This window comes from Micromonospora sp. NPDC005163 (assembly GCF_053599835.1).
The window spans coordinates 17,735-35,796 of record NZ_JBSFYP010000028.1 but is presented as its reverse complement, the minus strand read 5'-3'; the positions used below and the strand labels follow the sequence as shown (position 1 = coordinate 35,796).

The window sequence follows — 18,062 nt, the reverse complement described above, 5'->3', positions numbered from 1 at the left end:
GTCCCTCGTCCGAGCCCGAGTCGACCCTTTGGCTTGACTCTAATCGATGATCTTTCCCGGCAGCCATCGAACCCTATGCTCGTTCCATTGTGACGTCCTGGGGGGGATCATGATCAAGACTGTTGATTGCCGCGCGCCCGTCTGTTGTGGACCGGTGCACGCGTCCTGAAATGGGAACCTCGACGCTGATCCATCGCTTCGGCGATGCCGCTGCCGCTCGTCCCGACCATCCCGCCGTACTCGGCGACACCGGCCCGCTCGACTACGCCGCCCTCGCCGGCCTGGCCGGGGGGCACGCCGGCCTGCTGGCCGCGGCCGGCGTTCGGCCCGGTGACCGGGTCGGCCTGCTGACCGCGCACGGCGCCGGCACCATCGCCGCCATCCTCGGCACGCTCGCCGCGGGTGCCGCCTACGTGCCGCTCGACCCCGGCTTCCCGGAGCAGCGGCTGCGCCACCTGCTCGACGGCGCCGACGTCACCGTCCTGCTCTGCGGCGGCGAGCACACCGAGCTGGCCCGTCGGCTCGCCGCCGACCGGCCCGGCCTGCGGGTCGTTCCGGCCGTGGACGTGCGGCCCGCGCGGCTGCGGCCGGTGCCGGTGGCCTCGGACGCGCTCGCGTACGTGCTGTTCACCTCCGGCTCCACCGGGCGGCCCAAGGCGGTCGGGCAGAGCCACCGCAACCTGACGCACGTGGTGGACAACCAGATCGCCCTCCTCGCCGTGCGGCCGGACGACCGGCTGAGCCTGCTCGCCTCGTTTAGCTTCGACGCGGCAATCCCCGACCTGTACCCGGCGCTGCTCACCGGCGCCACCGTCGTTCCGGTCGACCTGCGCCGGCACGGGCTGGCGTACGCCGTCGACCAACTGGCCCGGCACGGCGTCACCGTCTACCACTCCACCCCGACCGTCTACCGGCACCTGTTGGACACCCCGGGCGTCGAGCGGCTGGACCGGGTCCGGGTGGTGCTGCTCGGCGGCGAGCAGGCCACCTACGCCGACGCGGCCCGCGCCCGTGGTCGCTTCGCCCCGGGCTGCGTCCTGGTCAACGGCTACGGGGCCACCGAGATGACCTTCGTCGCCCGGCACACGCTGCCGCTGGCCGACGTCGACCCGGCGGCAACCGGCCCGCTGCCGATCGGCACCGCCCTGCCCGGGTACGCGCTGCGGCTGGCGCCGGACGGCGAGATCGTCGTGCGCGGCCGGCACCTCGCCCCCGGCTACCTCGACCGGGCCAGCGACCGGTTCGGCCACGACCCCGACGGCGTGCCGGTGTACCGCACCGGCGACCTGGGCGAGCTGCTGCCCACCGGCGAGCTGCGCTGCCTCGGCCGGCTGGACCGGCAGGTCAAGGTGCGCGGGTTCCGGATCGAGCTGACCGAGATCGAGTCGGTGCTCGCCGCCGAGCCGGGCATCGCCGAGGTGCGCGCCATCGTCCGCGACGGCGAGGTGCTGGCGTACGTCCGGCCGGTCGGGCCGCCGGTGGACCCGGCGGCGCTGCGGGCCGCCCTGGCCCGGCAACTGCCCGAGTACACGTTGCCCCGCGCGGTCGTACCGGTCGCCGAGTTCCCCCTGACCACCAGCGGGAAGGTCGACGAGCGGGCGCTACCGGACCCGGCCCGGGCGGTGCCGCCCGGGGACCGGCCAGCCACCCCGACCGAGCGGGTCGTGCACGACATCTGGTGCGCCGTGCTCGGTCGGGACGTGGTCGGTCGCACCGACAGCTTCTTCGACGTCGGCGGGCAGTCCCTGCTGCTCGGCCAGGTGCAGCAGCGGCTGGCCGAACGGTTCGGTGTGGCAGTGCCGCTGCTGCGGCTGTTCGACCACCCGACCGTCGCCGCCCAGGCCCGGTTGGTCGACCCGCCGGCACCGACCACGCCGCCGACGCCGACGCCGGTTGCCACGGCGTCGACCCTGCCCGCCGTGCCGCCGATTGCCGCCGGCCCGCCCGCCGCGCCGGTCGGCGCGCGGGAGTACACCGGCGACGAGATCGCCGTGGTCGGTCTCGCCGGCCGGTTCCCCGAGGCGCCGGACGTGGCCACCTTCTGGTGGAACCTGTGCGCCGGGGTGGACGCCATCCACGACCACAGCGACGAGGAGCTGGCAGCGCTCGGCGTCGGCCCGGGGCTGCGCGCCGACCCCCGGCACGTCAAGGCCACCGGCCGGCTCGACGGGGTCGCCGACTTCGACGCGGAGTTCTTCGCCTTCGGCGACCGGGAGGCGGCCCGCACCGACCCACAGCACCGGCTCTTCCTGGAGACGGCCTGGGAGGCGCTGGAGGACGCCGGTCACGACCCGGACCGGTTCCCCGGTCTGGTCGGGGTCTACTCGGCCACCTCGGTCAACCGCTACTTCCTGTTCCACCTCATGGACAACCCGGCCGTGGTCGGCGACGTCGACCCGGACGACTGGGAGGCCCGGCTGGTCGGTCGGCAGCTCACCGACCACCTGCCCGGCCAGGTCGCGTACCGGTTGGGGCTGACCGGGCCGGCGGTGGCCGTGCAGAGTGCCTGCTCCAGCTCACTGGTGGCGGTCTGCCTCGCCGCGCAGAGCCTGGCCGACTACCAGTGCGACATCGCGCTTGCCGGCGGGGTGAGCGTCACCTGGCCGCGGCACCGGCACACCCCCGGTGGCCTGGCCTCCCCGGACGGCCGCTGCCGGGCGTTCGACGAGGCCGCCCAGGGGGCCGGCTTCGGCTCCGGTGTGGGGGCGGTGGCGCTGCGCCGGCTCGCCGACGCGCAGGCCGACGGCGACCGGATCTACGCGGTCCTGCCCGGCTGGGCGGTCACCAACGACGGCGGGGACCGCGCCGGCTACGCCGTTCCCGGGCCCGCCGGCCAGGCCGCCGCGGTGGCCGGCGCGCTCGCGGCCGCCGAGGTCGCCCCCGGCGAGGTCCGCTTCATCGAGGCGCACGGCAGCGGCACGCCGCTCGGCGACGCCATCGAGGTGGCCGCGCTGCACGAGGTGTACGAGGGCGCCGCGCCCGCCGAGACCTGCGCGCTCGGCTCGGTGAAGACCACCATCGGCCACCTGGACGCCGCCGCCGGCATCGCCGGGCTGATCAAGGCGGTGCTCGCCGTGCAGCACGGCATCATCCCACCGAACCTGCACTTCACCCGCCCGCACCCGGAGATCGACCTGTCCGCCGGCCCGTTCTACGTGCCGACCAAGGTGCGCGACTGGCCGGACACGCCGCGCCGGGTCGCCGGGGTCAGCTCGTTCGGGCTGGGCGGCACCGACGCGCACGTCGTGGTCGAGCAGGCCCCGCCGGCCGAGCCGGTCGACCCGCCGCCGGCCGGGGCGCACCTGCTGCCGGTGTCGGCGCGTACCCCGGTGGCGTTGCGGGCGGCGTTGACCCGGCTGCGGCGGCACCTCGCCGGCACCACCCCGGCGCTGGCCGAGGCGGCCGCGACGCTGGCGCTGGGCCGGCGCGCGTTCCGCCACCGGGCCGCCGTGGTGGCCACCGACCCGGCCGGCGCGCTCGCCGCCCTCGACGAGTTGCTGGCCACCGACGCGCGGGTGGCCGGCGCACCCGGGCCGCTGCGCGAGCTGGCCGCCGCCTGGGTGGCCGGGCGTGACGTCGACCTCACCACCCTGCATCCCGCCGGCACCATCCGGCGAACCTCGCTGCCCACCTACCCCTTCCAGCGGCAGCGGTACTGGATCGACCCCCCTCAGAAAGGCGTGCGGTGAACTGGTTCATCTCCGCCGGCAGCCGCGACCCGGCACCGGTGCAGTTGTTCTGCCTGCCCTACGCCGGTGCCGGCGCCAGCGCGTTCCGACACTGGCCCGACCGGCTCGGCCCCGACGTCGAGGTGCTGCCCGTGCAGCTCCCCGGCCGCGAGAACCGGATCAGCGAGGACCCGCGATTCCAGATCGCCGACGTGGCCCGGGCCATCGCCGGGCGGGCCGACCGGCCGTACGCCATCTACGGGCACTCGATGGGCGGCCGGGTCGGCTTCGAGGTGGTCCGCGAGCTGCGCCGCACCGGCCGGCCGCTGCCATTGCGCCTCTACGTCGGCGGCGCCCGCGCACCGCACGTCAGCGAGCCGAGCGTCTTCGACGGACTGTCCCGGGTGGACGACGCCGAGCTGCTGCGCCGGCTGGATGCCGGGGGCGGGCTCCCCGCCGGGCTGCTGGAGCACCCCGAACTCGTCGAGCTGCTGATGCCGCTGCTGCGCGCCGACTTCGACCGGGTGGACGGCTACCGCTACCGGCCCGAGGCGCCGCTGCCGGTGCCGATCGTGGCGTTCAGCGGCCGCACCGACCGTGCGGTGACCCGGGAACAGAGCGCCGCCTGGCGGGAGCACACCGCCGCCGGCTTCACCCTGCACGAGCTGGACGCCGGGCACTTCTTCCTGCACGACGCGCTGCCCGCGCTGGCCGCCACCATCCGCGCCGACCTGCGCGCGGCCGTCGCCGGGAGCGCCCCGGAGGCCGGCGGGCACCGCGTGCCGCTGGGCGACACCGGCTGGTCGGTGTGGCGCGACGCCCTGCTGCGCAGCACCGGGTTCCCGGCCGACGGGCTGACTCTGCTGGCCGCACCGCAGGCCGCCGCGGCCGCCGACGAGCTGCTGGTCACCGGCGCCGGCGTCGAGCAGTTCGACAAGGAATTCGACGAGGCCCTGCTCGCCAGCGCCGGTCGGCTGACCGACCTGGCCGCGGACCCGCTGCTGCGGGAGGCGATCACCTGGCAGAACCGGGGTGCGTTGCCCGCCCTGGACGGGCTGGTCCGCGGTGGCGCCGAGGCCACCCGCAACGTGCGCCGGCGGGAGCGGGAACGGGCGCTGCTGAAGTACTGGCAGCGATACTGCGGCAAGAACGAGACCATCGGCTTCTTCGGGCCGAGCTGCTGGGTCACCATCGACCCTGACCTGCCGGCCGCCGCCGAGGTGCGCCCGGGCGCGGCACTGACCCGCCGCCGCTGGGTGTGGTTCGAGTCGTGGGCGCTGGCCTCGTACGCCGAGCGGATCGGCGCGGACCCGGCGGTGCGCCGGTGGTGGGCACCCCGGCTCGCCCCGCACCTGAGCCTCGCCGGCCGCGAGGTGCTTCGTCCGGCCCGGCCGCCGGTGCCGCTGTCCCCGGTCGAGGCGGCGCTGCTGGCCGCCGTCGACGGCCGTCGCCCGGCCCGCGACGTGATCGCCGACGCGTCCATCGGGCTGCGTCGACCCGAGGACGGGTACGAGCTGCTGGACCGACTGGTGCAGCGGGAGCTGGTCACCTGGGACGCCGCGCTGCCGGTGACCCCGCACGCCGAGGAGGTGCTGCGCCAGCGGATCGCGGCGATCGGCGACGCCCCGGCCCGGGCCGCCGCCCAGGTCGGCCTCGACCGGCTGTGCGCCGCCCGGGACGCGGTCGCCGCGGCGGCCGGTGACCCGGACCGGCTGCGGGCCGCCCTGGACGCGCTCGACGAGACGTTCACCGAGCTGACCGGGCAGCCGCCGCGACGGCGGGCCGGGCAGATGTACGCCGGCCGCACACTCTGCTATGAGGACACCAGCCGGGACCTGGACGTGGTCTTCGGCGCGCCGCTGCTGGACGAGCTGGCGGCGCCGCTGGCCGTGCTGCTGCGGGCCGCCCGCTGGCTGGCCGGCGCGCTGGAGGAGGCGTACGGCGCGGTCTTCCGCGAGCTGTACGACGAGTTGCGCGCCGAGGCGGGCGACGGTCCGGTCGCCCTGTCCGACCTGTGGTTCCTGGTGCAGGGCCTGTTCTGGGGCACCGGGGAGCGGCCGGTGGACGCCGTCGCCGCGCAGTTCGCCGCCCGCTGGGCCGACCTGTTCGGCCTGGCCGAGCAGCCGTCGGGCGCCACCGAGGTCCGGCTGGACGTGGCAGACCTGGCCGCCCGGGTCGACGAGGCGTTCCCGACGCCGGCGGCACACTGGTCCAACGCCCGGTTGCACAGCCCCGACCTGCAGATCTGCGCCGCCGACGCGGACGCGCTGGCCCGCGGCGAGTACACCGTGGTGCTCGGTGAGCTGCACGCCGCCTGGCCGTCGTTCGACACCTACGCGGTGACCCCGTCGCACCCCGACGTGGAGCGGCTGCGCGCCGGGCTGGCGGCCGACCTCGGCCCACGTCGGATCCGACTGCTCTACCCGACCGACTGGCCGCGGCGCACCAGCCGGGTCGCCGAGTCGCTGGCCGGCCCGACCGACCGGCAGTTGGCCTTCGCGGCGGCGCCCGGCGCCGAGGAGGAGCGGGTGCTGCCCACCGTCACGCTCACCGTGCACGACGAGGCCGGCCGACTGGTCGTCACGGCCGCCGACGGGCAGCGCTGGCCGCTGACCGAGGTCTGCGCGGCCCTGCTCAGCACCCACGCCGTCGACGGGTTCAAGCTGGTCGCCGCCGCGCCGTACACGCCCCGGATCACGCTGGACCGACTGGTGGTGGCCCGGCAGACATGGCGTACCACCGTGGGGGAGAGTGGCCTGGCCACGGTGACCGGCGACCGGGCCCGCTACCTGGCGGTGCGCGACTGGCGGCGAGGGCTCGGCCTGCCCGAGCAGGTGTACGTCAAGCTCGGCACCGAGACCAAGCCGTGCTTCGTCGACCTGAGCAGCCCCGCATTCGCCAGTCTGGTCTGCTCGATGGTCCGGGCGGCCCGCCGCGACGGCGGCGACGACGTCACCCTGGTGGTCAGCGAGATGCTGCCCACCCCCGAGGACGCCTGGGTGCCCGACGCCGCCGGCCGGCGCTACTTCAGTGAGCTGCGGCTGCACATCGTGGACGCCGCCGAGCCGGAGCCGGCCCGATGAGCCACCGGCTGCCGCTCGGTGAGACCGGTTGGTCGGTGTCGCGCGACGTGGTGCTGCGCACCGCCGGGTTCCCGGCGGTCGGGCTGGACGCCTTCGCCGCCCCGGACGCCGCCGACGCCGCCGACGCGCTGCTGGCCGGTGAGGTCGCCGCCGAGGTGTTCGACAAGGCGTTCGCCGAGGCGCTCGCCGACGGGTCGGCCGCCGCCGGCCGGATCGCCGCCGACCCGCTGCTACGCGAGGCGGTCACCTGGCAGAACGCGGAGATGCTGATCGCCCTGGACGGGCTGCTGCACACCGACCCCACGGTGCGCAACGTCCGGCGGCGCAAGCGTGAGCTGAGTCTGTTGCGCTACTGGCAGCGCTACTGCGGTAAGGCCGAGACGATCGGCTTCTTCGGCCCGGTGTGCTGGGGCACCTTCGACGGCACCGACCCGTCCACTCGGCTGCGGCCGGGGCCGACGTCACTGTCGAGGCGGGAGGTGCACTTCGAGGCGTGGGCGCTCATCGCGTACGCCGACCGGCTCGCCGACGACCCGGCCGTGCGCCGCTGGTGGGCGCCGGCGTTGCCGCCGCACCTGAGCGTGGTGGGCCGCCTGCTGCACCGGCCGCTGCACCCGCCGGTGGAGATGTCCGTTCTGGAGGCGCGATTGCTGGCCCGCTGCGACGGGCGCACCCCGGCGGTGCGGCTGGCCGAGCAGGTGCACGCCGACGGCGATGCCGGCCTGCGCACTGTCGACGACGCGTTCCTGCAGCTCGATCGGCTGGTCGAGCGTGGCCTGCTGACCTGGGACGCCGGCCTGCCGATCAGCCCTCGGGCCGAGCAGGTCCTACGCGATCGGCTGGCCGCGATCGGCGACCGGACGCTGCGCGCCGAGGTGAGCGCCGGCTTCGACCGGCTCTGCGCGGCCCGCGACGAGGTCGCCGCGGCGGCCGGCGACGCGGACCGGCTGGGCGCCGCGCTGGCCGCGCTGAACGAGGAATTCACCGCGGTCACCGGCCGGCCCGCCACCCGGCAGGCCGGTCAGATGTACGCCGGCCGCACCGTCGTCTACGAGGAGACCGCCCGCGACCTCCAGGTCACCGTCGGCGCGGCGGTGCTCGACGCCCTCGCCGCGCCGCTGGCCGTGCTGCTCCAGGCCGCCCGGTGGCTGACCGCCGAGATCGGCGCCGCCTGCGAGCGGCTCCTCGCCGAGCTCTACGAGGAGCTGCGCGCCGACGGGCCGGTGCGGCTGGCCGACATCTGGTCACTGGCCCAGGGGCTGCTGGTCGCCCCGGACGGGCCGCTGGCCGCCGCGGGGGCCGGCTTCACCGCCCGCTGGGCCGAGCTGTTCGACCTGGCCGCGCTGCCGACCGGGCAGCCTGAGCTGCGGCTGCGGCTGCGGGGCACGGAGCTGGCCGAGCGGGCACGGCGGGTGTTCCCGGCGGACGCGCCAGGCTGGCCGTCGGCCCGGATCCACAGCCCGGACGTGCAGATCAGCGCCGTCGACCTGGCCGCGCTGAACCGTGGCGAGTTCCTGCTCGTGCTCGGTGAGCTGCACCCGGCCAACGCCACCTTCGACAGCGCGGTCTTCGTGCCGTTCCACCCGGACGCGGCGGCGCTGCGCGCCGGGCTGGACGCCGACCTGGGCCCGGCCCGGGTGCGGGTGCTCTATCCGGAGGGCTTCCCCCGGGTCACCACCCGCACCACGTACGGGCTGACCGGCCCGGCTGACCGGCAGCTCGGCATCGACACCGCTCGCGGCGGTGAGGTGGACCGGCTGGTCCCGGCGACCGAGGTGCGGGTGGTGCCGGCCGGCGACCGGCTGACGGCGGTGCTGCCCGACGGCAGCCGGTGGCCGCTGGTGGAAGTGTTCGCCAACCTGCTCGGCTCGCTGCTGGTGGACGCCTTCAAGCTGCTCGACCCGGCGCCGCACACGCCCAGGATCACCATCGATCGGCTGGTCGTGGCCCGGCGGACCTGGCGGACCACCGTCGCGGACAGCGGCCTGGTCGGGGTGACCGGAGAGGCCGAGCGGTTCCTCGCGGTGCGCCGGTGGCGGGCCCGGCTCGGCCTGCCCGAGCGGGTGTTCGTGAAGGTCGGCACCGAGGTCAAGCCCTGCTACGTCGATTTCACCGGGCCGCTGCACGCCCAGTCGCTGTGCGCGATGGTCGACGCCGCCGCCCGCACCGGGCTGGACGTCGCGGTCGTCGTCACCGAGCTGTTGCCGGCACCTGACGAGAGCTGGGTGACCGATGTGCACGGCCGCGGAACCGTCAGCGAGCTGCGTCTGCAAGTCATCGATCCGAGCAGCTACCCCGGGGGGAACGGGTGACCGACATCCTGTCCATCAGCGCCGTGGCCGGTGAGCCGCTGTCCTGGCCGGACGCGACGCTCGCCGAGCTGGTGATCGCGCAGGCCGCTCGCACCCCGGACGCGGTGGCGGTGCGCCAGTGGGACAGCCGGCTCACCTACGCCGAGCTGGTGGCCCGGGCTGCCGGGGTGGCTGCCGCGCTGCGCGTCCGGGGCGTCGACCGGCAGAGCCGGGTGGGGGTGTGCGGCACCCGCCGTCCGGAACTGGTCGCCACCGTTCTGGGGGTGTTGCTGGCTGGCGGTTGCTACGTGCCGCTGGAGCCGGGCGGCCCGCGTCGGCGGCTGCGCGGGATCGCCGCCGACGCGGGCGTGTCCCTGGTGGTCGGTGACGCCGCCGAGGCGGAGTTCGGCGACGTGCCGGGCGTCGACACGCTCGCACTGCCCGGCCCGGCCCCGCTCGCGCCCTGCCCGGCCCGCCCCGGCGATCCGGCCTACGTGCTGTTCACGTCGGGTTCCACCGGTCGACCCAAGGGCGTGCTCACCAGCCACCGCAACGTGGTCGAGTTCCTCACCGGCGTGGTCGCGCTCACCGGCGCGGACGCCGGCGTCCGTAGCCTCGGCATCGCGTCGCTCGGCTTCGACGCGGCCACCATGGACCTGTTCGTGCCGCTGCTGCTCGGCGGCACGGTGCAACTGCTCGGCGTCGAGGACCGCGCCGACCCGGTTCGGCTGACCCGGTTCATGGCCGCGCACGAGGTCAACTGGGGCTTCATCACGCCCACCCTGCTGGCCATGCTGGACCCGGCGGAGCTGCCCGCCTGGCGCACGGTGCTGTGCGGCGGCGAGGCCGTGCCGGTCGCGCTGGCCACCCGCTGGGCGCCCGGCCGTCGATTCTTCAACGGCTACGGCCCCACCGAGACGACGGTGCTCGCGGTCAGCGGCCCGTTGAGCGCCACCGAGACCGAGCCGGTGCCGATCGGCCGGCCACTGCCCAACCACCGGGCGTACGTGGTGGACGTGACGCTGGACCCGGTGCCGCCGGGGGAGATCGGTGAGCTGCTGATCGGCGGGCCGGGGCTGGCCGACGGCTATCTGGGCCGGCCCGCGTTGACCGCCGAGCGCTTCGTTCCGGACCCGTTCTCCGGGCTGCCCGGCGAGCGGTTGTACCGCACCGGCGACCTGGTCCGGCTCGACCCGGACGGGCGGATCGCCTACCTCGGGCGGGCCGACCGGCAGGTCAAGATCCGTGGCCAGCGCATCGAGCTGGGCGAGGTGGAGGCCGTGCTGGCCGAGTTGCCCGGGGTGACCGGGGTCGCGGTCGAGGCGGTGCCCGGCCCCGACGGCGTCGAGCTGGTCGCGTTCCTCACCCCTGCGGACGCGCTCGACGACGCCCGGCTGCGGGCGTACGCCGGCAGCCGGCTGACCGCGGCGATGCTGCCGGCCCGGGTGCTGCGTCGCGCCGCCCTGCCGATCAGCACGGTCAGCGGAAAGCTGGACCGGCCGGCGCTGCGCGCGCTGGCCGCCGCCGTGCTCCTCCCCTCGGCCCCCGCCGACACCGCCACCACCGCCACCGGTCCGGCCACGCCGGACGGTTCCGTGGCGGCGGCGGTGGCCGGCATCTGGACCAGGTTGCTCGGCGCGGCACCCAAGCCGGCGACGGACTTCCTCGCCGCCGGTGGCAACTCCATCGCGGCGATGCGCCTGGTCGCCGCGCTCCGCGCCGAGCTGGGCCGGCAGCTCGACACTCGTGCGGTGTTCACCGAGCGCACCTTCGGGCGGCTTGTCGAGCGGGTGGCCGCCGCGCCGAGCGGCGGGGACGGGCTGCGCACCGGCAACCCGCCCACCCTCTCCCCACCTCAGCGCCGGCTCTGGTTCGTCGACCAGCTCGCGCCGTCCAGCGCGCCGTACAACATCGCGGTGGCGCACCGGGTGCGTGGCCCGCTGGACACCGCCGCGCTCGGGGCGGCGCTGCGGGCCGTCGCCGAGCGGCACGACGTGCTGCGCTGGCGGATCCCGCAGACCGCCGGCGTGCCGTACGCCGTCTGCGCCGAGCCGACCGACGTGGCCGTGCCCGTGGTCGACCTGACCGGCGGCGCCGAGCCGGAGGCCGAGCTGACCCGGATGCTCGCGGCCGGCGCCGCGCACCCCTTCGACCTGGCCACCGGGCCGCCCTGGCAGGTGACCGTCTACCGGCTCGGCCCGGCCGAGCACGTGCTGGCCGCCACCTGGCACCACGCCGTCTTCGACGGCTGGTCCGAACGGGTCTGCTACGACGACCTCGCGGCCGGGTACGCCCAGGCGGTGGCCGGCCAACCGCCGGCGCTGCCGGAGCTGCCCGCCCGCTACGCCGACTACGCGGTCTGGCGGGCCGAACGGGACCGGCTGCGCGGCGCGGCGGACCTGGCCTGGTGGACGGCGCACCTGGACGGCGTCCCTACGGTGCTGGACCTGCCCCGGGACCGACCCCGACCTGCCGTGCAGACCTACGCCGGTGCGGAGGCGGCCGTCCGGCTGCCCGCCGACACCGACCGCGCGGTCCGCGAGCTGGCCGAGCGGCGCGGCACGACCGTGGCGGCGGTGCTGCTGGCCGCGTTCGGTGAGCTGATCGCGCGGCTCACCGGCGGTGACGACCACGTGCTCGGCGCGATCGTCGCCGACCGGCGGCTGGCCGCCTTCGACGACGTGATCGGCTTCTTCATCGACACCGTGCCGGTGCGGGTCAGTACCGGCGGGGCGAGTTTCGCCGAGCTGGTCGACCGGTGCTCCGGGGAGCTGCACGAGGCCACCGCCCATCCCGGGGCGCCACTGGAACGGATCGTCGAGGCGCTCGGCGTCGGCCGGGACACCGCCCGCGCGCCGCTGGTGCAGGTGCTGTTCAACGTGCTCAACTTCGCGCCACCACGGCTGACGCTGACCGGGCTGACCGCCGAGGCGGTGCCGGTGCCCAAACCGGGCTCGCCGTTCGACATCACCGTCTACGTAATGCAGACCGACGGCCGCACCGGCGTCGAGGTGGTCTACAACCCGGACCTGTTCGACGCCACTCGTATCGACGACCTGCTCGCCGACCTGGCCGAGCTGGTGGGTGCGCTGGCCGGCGCACCGGACACGCCGGCCCGCGAGGTGGCCGCCGCGCTGCCCCGGCCGACCGTGCGGGTGCCGCAGCTCGGCGCGATGACGGTGGCCGGCGGCGACCCGCCGGCGCTGGTGCCCGCCGGCCCGGACGGACTCACTGAGACCGAGGAGCTGGTCGCGGGGATCTGGCGGGAGGTGCTGGAGCGCGACCGGGTGGGGGTGACCGACAACTTCTTCGACATCGGTGGGCACTCCCTCGCGCTCGCCGCCGTCCACGCCCGACTGACCACCGCAACCGGCCGGTCCATCAAGATGCTCGACCTGTTCCGCCACCCCACCATCCGGGCGTTCGCCGCCAGCCTCGACGGAGCCGCCGACCGCCCGGAGCTGGCGCGGGCCGCTCTGCGCGCCGCCGCCCGCCGCGGCCGTACCCGCCGTATCCCTCCCCGCCGCCCCGGCGGCACTGCGTGACGAAGGACGACCTGATGAGCAACCCGACCGCAGCCGACCTGCCCGACGAGGGCATCGAACCGATCGCGATCGTCGGTCTGGCCGCGCGCCTGCCCGGCGCGGCCGACGTGCACGAGTTCTGGCGCAACCTCATCGACGGGGTGGAGTCGGTCACCGAGCTGACCCGGGAGGAGCAGCTGGCCCGGGGCGCGACCGTGGAGGAGGTCGACGACCCGGGCTGGGTCAGTCGTGCTCCGCTGGTCGACGGCTACGACGAGTTCGACGCCACGCTGTTCGGGATGACCGGCCGGGAGGCGGAGCTGACCGACCCGCAGCACCGCCTGTTCCTGGAGTCCTGCCACACGGCGCTGGAGGACGCCGGCTACGACCCGACCCGCTACGACGGCGCGATCGGCGTGTACGCCGGCACCGGCGGCAACATCTACCTGAACCGGAACGTGCTGCGGAACCGGCGGGTCGGCGGCAACCCGCACTCCGCGGTCTCCATCGCCACCGGCAACTCGCCGAACTATGTGGCCACCAACGTGTCGTACCGGCTGGACCTGCGCGGGCCGAGCCTGACCGTGCACACCGCCTGCTCCACGTCGCTGGTCGCGTTCCACCTGGCCTGCGAGGCGCTGCGCAACGGCGAGTGCGACATGGCGCTCGCCGGTGGTGTGAACATCGAGCTGCCGCACGTCGGCTACCTCGGCATGGACGGCTTCACCTCACCCGACGGCCGCTGCCGCCCGTTCGACGCCGCCGCCAACGGCACGGTGTGGGGCAGCGGCGCCGGGGTGACCCTGCTCAAGCGGCTCTCCGACGCGATCGCCGACGGCGACGCCATCCGCGCGGTCGTGCTCGGCAACGCGATCAACAACGACGGCGCCGCGAAGGTCGGCTTCACCGCGCCCGGCATCGACGGGCAGGCGGCGGCCATCGCCCAGGCCGTGGCTATGGCCGACGTCGACCCGCGCACCATCAGCTACGTCGAGGCGCACGGCACCGGCACCGCGATGGGTGATCCGATCGAGGTGGCGGCGCTGTCCGCCGTGTACGCCCGGGACACCGACGAGCGGGGCTGGTGCGGCATCGGCTCGGTGAAGTCGAACATCGGCCACCTCAGCCAGCCCTCCGGCATCGTCAGCGTGATCAAGACGGTGCTCGCCATGGAGCGCGGGCTGATCCCGCCGACGATCAACTTCGAGACGCCGAATCCAGCCGTCGAGTTTGCCGACACCCCGTTCTACGTGGCGAACACCCTCACCAAGTGGGACACCGACGGCGGGCCCCGCCGGGCCGGGGTCAGCTCGTTCGGCATCGGCGGCACCAACGCCCACGTGGTGCTGGAGGAGGCGCCAGCGGCGTACCGCACGGACCGTCGGGTGCGCCCGGCGTACCTGCTCCAGGTCAGCGCGGCCACCCCGAGCGCCCTGGACGGGGCGGTGCAACGCCTCGCCGCGCACCTGGACGGCGCCGCCGACGCCGGGCCCGCGTACCTCGCCGACGTCGCGCACACCCTGTTCGTCGGCCGCCGTGCCTACCCGCACCGCCGCGCCGTCGTCGCCACCGACCTCCCCACGGCAGCAGCCGCTCTCCGTGCCCCTCTCCGCGGACCGAAACCATCGACCGACCGTCCAGCCCCGACAGTAGGCTTTTTGTTCTCCGGTCAGGGCGCCCAGTACGCGGGGATGGGCGCGCAGCTCTACGCCGAGCAGCCCCGCTTCGCCGCGGTCGTCGACGAGTGCGCCGAGCTGCTCCGCCCCGACCTGGGTCTGGACCTGCGCGACCTGATCCTCGGCCGGGATCCGGCGGCGGGGGAGAAGCTCACCCAGACCCGCTACACCCAGCCCGCGCTGTTCACCGTCGAGTACGCCCTGGCCGCGCTCTGGCAGGCCGCCGGGGTCCGACCGGCCGCGATGATCGGCCACTCCATCGGCGAGTACGTCGCGGCCACCGTGGCGGGCGTGCTGAGCCTGCCGGACGCGCTGCGGGTGGTCGCCGCCCGGGGCCGGCTGATGCAGTCGCTGCCCGCCGGCTCGATGCTCGCCGTCGCGCTGGACGAGTCGGTCGTCGCCGACCTGCTGCCCGACGGCCTCTCGGTGGCCACGGTCAACGGCCCGGGCACCTGTGTGGTGGCCGGCGAGACCGCCGCCGTCGAGGCGTTCGCCGCGACGCTGAAGGGCAAGTCGAAGGCGTTGCGCACGTCGCACGCGTTCCACTCGCCGATGGTGGAGCCGATCCTCGCCGAGTTCACCGCGCTGATGGGCACGGTCCCGCTGCGCCCGCCGACGGTGCCGTTCCTGTCCAACGTCACCGGCACCTGGATCACCGCTGAGCAGGCGATCGACCCGGCATACTGGGCGACGCACCTGCGTCAGCCGGTCCGCTTCGGCGACTGCGTGGCCACCCTGCTGGCTGCCGGCACGTGGCAGCTGGTCGAGTGCGGTCCCGGCCGGCAGTTGGCCAGCCTGGCCCGGATGCAGGTCGCGAAGGCCGCGCCGGAGCAGCGCTCGCTCACCCCGTTGGCCAGCCTGCCCGCCGCCGGGGAGAGCACCGGTGATCTGGCCGCCCTGCTCGCCACCGCCGGCGCGCTGTGGTGCGCCGGGCTTCCGGTGCGCGTCGACGCCGACCCGACGGCCCGCCGGGTGCCGCTGCCCACGTACCCGTTCGAGCGCCGCCGCTACTGGATCGAGCCGGACCCGGAACAGCCCGTCGCCGCCGCGCCGGTGGAGACCGGGCCGCGACCGCTGGCCGAGTGGTTCGCGGTGCCGGTCTGGCGGCAGGCCGCGCCGCTGCCGCCGTCCGGGTCGTTGGGCCGCTGCCTGGTCCTCACGGCGGGTCCGCGCGGTGACGCGCTGGTCGCCGGCCTGCGGGCCGCCGGTGCCGACCCGGTGCCGGTACGCCCCGGCGACGCCTTCGCCGCCATCGACGGTGGTTACCGGCTGCGCCCCGGTGTACGCGCCGACCACGACGCGTTGGTCGCCGCGCTCACCGCCGACGCCGCACCGCCGATCCGGCTGGTGCACGCGTTCACCCTGGACGCCGCGCCGACTGGCACCGACATCGCGGCGACCTGGGCCGCCCAGGACCTGGGCTTCTTCAGCGCCCTGCACCTGGTGCAGGCGCTCGCCGGCGCCGGGCTGACCGGCGAGGAGCACGTCCTCGCCCTGGACCTGCTCACCGCCGGCACCGGCGACGTGCGCGGCGACGACCTGCGCCGCCCGGAGCACGCCACCCTCGCCGGGTTGGCCCGGGTGCTCCCGGCCGAGCTGCCCGGGCTGGCGGTCCGGCTCATCGACGCGGACCCGACCGACGACGACACCAGCCCGCTGGTCGTCGAGCTGCGCCGTCCCCGGGAGCCCGAGGTGGCCCTGCGTGGCGGCCGCCGCTGGGTGGCCGACGTCGAGCAGGTGACGATCGACGCCGAGGGGGAGCCGGGCGCGCTCCGCGACGGCGGCCGGTACGTGATCACCGGCGGCCTCGGCGGCATCGGCATCACCCTGGCCGAGGACTTCGCCACCCGGGCGCGCGCGAAGCTGGTGCTGCTGGCCCGCTCCGGGCTGCCGGAGCGCGAGCGGTGGGACGACCACCTCGCCGTGCACGGCGATGATCGGGCCGGCCGGGCCATCGCGGCGATCCGCCGGATGGAGGCCGCCGGCGCCGAGGTGCTGGTGCTCGCCGCCGACGTCACCGACCCGGCCGACCTGCGCCGGGTCCGCGACGCCGCGACGGCCGCGTACGGCGGCGTCGACGGCATCGTCCACGCGGCCGGTCTGCCCGGCGGTGGGATGGCCGAGGTCAAGGAGCGGGCCGAGGCGGAACGGGTGCTCGCCCCGAAGCTCGCCGGCACCCTCGCCCTCGCCCAGGTCTTCGGCGACCTGCCGCTGGACTTCGTGGTGCTCTGCTCGTCCATCACCGCGGTGGTCGGCGGCTTCGGGCAGGTCGACTACTGCGCCGCGAACGCCTTCCTGGACGCGCACGCCCGCTCCGGCGCGGGCTGGCGGGCCCCGGTGCTGTCGCAGAACTGGGGTGGCTGGGCCGAGGTGGGCATGGCGGTGGAGACCGCTGCGCCGGCCGGGTTCCGGGCGGCCGGCCGCGACACGGTGACGAGCCCGGTCGACCACCCGGTGCTCACCACGAAGGTCACCGGGCCGGCGGAGACGGTGCTGCACGGTCTGGTCTCCGCCAGCACCCACTGGCTGCTCGACGAGCACCGGATCGGCGGGATTCCGGTGGTGCCGGGCACCGCCCACCTGGAGTCGGTGCGGGCCGCGGTGGCGTCCGCGCTGCCCGCTCCCGGCCCGGGAGCGGCCGTGGAGCTGCGCGACGTGGTCTTCCTGGAGCCGTTCGCGGTGCCCGACGGCACCGTCGCCCAGTACCGGGTGGAGCTGACGCGGGCCGACGACGGCGGCACGGACTTCGCGGTCCGGAGCCTGGCCGGTGGCCGACTGCGCACCCATGTGCGGGGCGCGGCCGGCTGGACCGACGAGCCGGCCCCACCGGCTGTCCCGGCCGTTCCGGCCGGCCGTCGGGTGGACGACGACGCCTCCTTCGGCCGGGGCAGGACCAGCATGCTCACCTTCGGGCCGCGCTGGACGGCGCTGGGCGAGCATCACCTGGCCGACGGCTCCGAACTGGCGGTGGTCGAGGCACCCGCCGCGGCCGTCGGCGACCTGCCCGACTGGGGCCTGCACCCCGCGCTGCTGGACGTGGCGACCGCGTTCGGCCGGGGTCAGGGCAGCGGCACGTACCTGCCGATGTCGTACGGCCGGATCGTGGTGCGGGGGCCGCTGCCGGCCCGGTTCACCAGCGAGCTGCGGCACCGGGCCGGCGACACCGACGAGGTCGTCGCCGCCGATCTGTCGCTGCGCGACCCGGACGGCCGGGAGCTGGTCGCGATCAGCGACTTCGTGCTGCGCCGGGTCGACCAGGGCGCGGTCACCGGCGGCCTGACCGGACCGTCCGACGCTGACGGAGGCTCTGCCGCGCCGACCACGACCGAGGACATTCGGCCGGTGGACGGCGCGGAGGCGTTCCGTCGCAGCCTCACCGCCGGCCTCGGCGCCCAGGTGGTCATCGCCACGCGGACGGTGGACGACATCCGCCGTCGAGCCGGGCGGGTCACCACCGGCAACCTCACCGGCGACGACGTGGTCGCCGATCCGGTCCAGCCCGGCGTCGGGGACGGCAGCGCCGCACCGGGCACCGAGCTGGAGAGCACCATCGCCCGGGTGTGGCAGGACGCGCTCGGGGTGGACCGGGTCGGCCTCGACGACGACTTCTTCGCCCTGGGCGGCAACTCTTTGGTCGCGGTGCAGCTCATCGCGGCGATGCGCAGGGCGACCGGGGTGAAGCTGCCGATGCGCAGCCTCTTCGAGATCCCCACCGTGGCCGGGCTGGCCGCCCGGATCGAGGAGTTGCGCGGCACGACCACCGACGAGCCGGCCAGCCCGGCACCGATCCCCGCCATTCCGCGACTGCCCCGCGCGTGAC

5 protein-coding genes are annotated in these 18,062 nt (G+C 75.7%); all 5 read left to right on the top strand.

Going from position 1 to position 18,062, the window contains the following annotated elements; translation table 11 throughout:
• Window positions 1-170: 170 nt before the first annotated feature.
• The 5 genes from ACWD6N_RS20260 to ACWD6N_RS20240 are packed head-to-tail and all read left to right on the top strand — an operon-like array spanning window position 171 to window position 18,061.
• On the top strand, window positions 171-3,689 hold the full coding sequence (locus ACWD6N_RS20260) for an AMP-binding protein (RefSeq protein WP_450005052.1): 3,519 nt from the start codon (window positions 171-173) through the stop codon (window positions 3,687-3,689).
• On the top strand, window positions 3,686-6,751 hold the full coding sequence (locus ACWD6N_RS20255) for a thioesterase domain-containing protein (RefSeq protein WP_450005051.1): 3,066 nt from the start codon (window positions 3,686-3,688) through the stop codon (window positions 6,749-6,751). Before ACWD6N_RS20260 ends, ACWD6N_RS20255 begins: the two co-directional genes overlap by 4 nt.
• Complete coding sequence (locus ACWD6N_RS20250; RefSeq protein ID WP_450005050.1) at window positions 6,748-9,063, top strand: lantibiotic dehydratase; 2,316 nt, start codon at window positions 6,748-6,750, stop codon at window positions 9,061-9,063. Before ACWD6N_RS20255 ends, ACWD6N_RS20250 begins: the two co-directional genes overlap by 4 nt.
• Window positions 9,060-12,587: an amino acid adenylation domain-containing protein gene (locus ACWD6N_RS20245; RefSeq protein ID WP_450005049.1), complete on the top strand. Its 3,528-nt coding sequence runs from the start codon at window positions 9,060-9,062 to the stop codon at window positions 12,585-12,587. Before ACWD6N_RS20250 ends, ACWD6N_RS20245 begins: the two co-directional genes overlap by 4 nt.
• A gap of 14 nt (window positions 12,588-12,601) precedes the next feature.
• Window positions 12,602-18,061: a type I polyketide synthase gene (locus ACWD6N_RS20240; protein ID WP_450005048.1), complete on the top strand. Its 5,460-nt coding sequence runs from the start codon at window positions 12,602-12,604 to the stop codon at window positions 18,059-18,061.
• The last annotated feature ends 1 nt before the right edge of the window (window position 18,062 follow it).

What these genes read in the sequence shown, in the direction of transcription:
- ACWD6N_RS20260 (WP_450005052.1), top strand. Translation starts at nt 171, where the DNA reads ATGGGAACCTCGACGCTGATCCATCGCTTCGGCGATGCCGCTGCCGCT.
- ACWD6N_RS20250 (WP_450005050.1), top strand. Translation starts at nt 6,748, where the DNA reads ATGAGCCACCGGCTGCCGCTCGGTGAGACCGGTTGGTCGGTGTCGCGC.
- ACWD6N_RS20240 (WP_450005048.1), top strand. Translation starts at nt 12,602, where the DNA reads ATGAGCAACCCGACCGCAGCCGACCTGCCCGACGAGGGCATCGAACCG.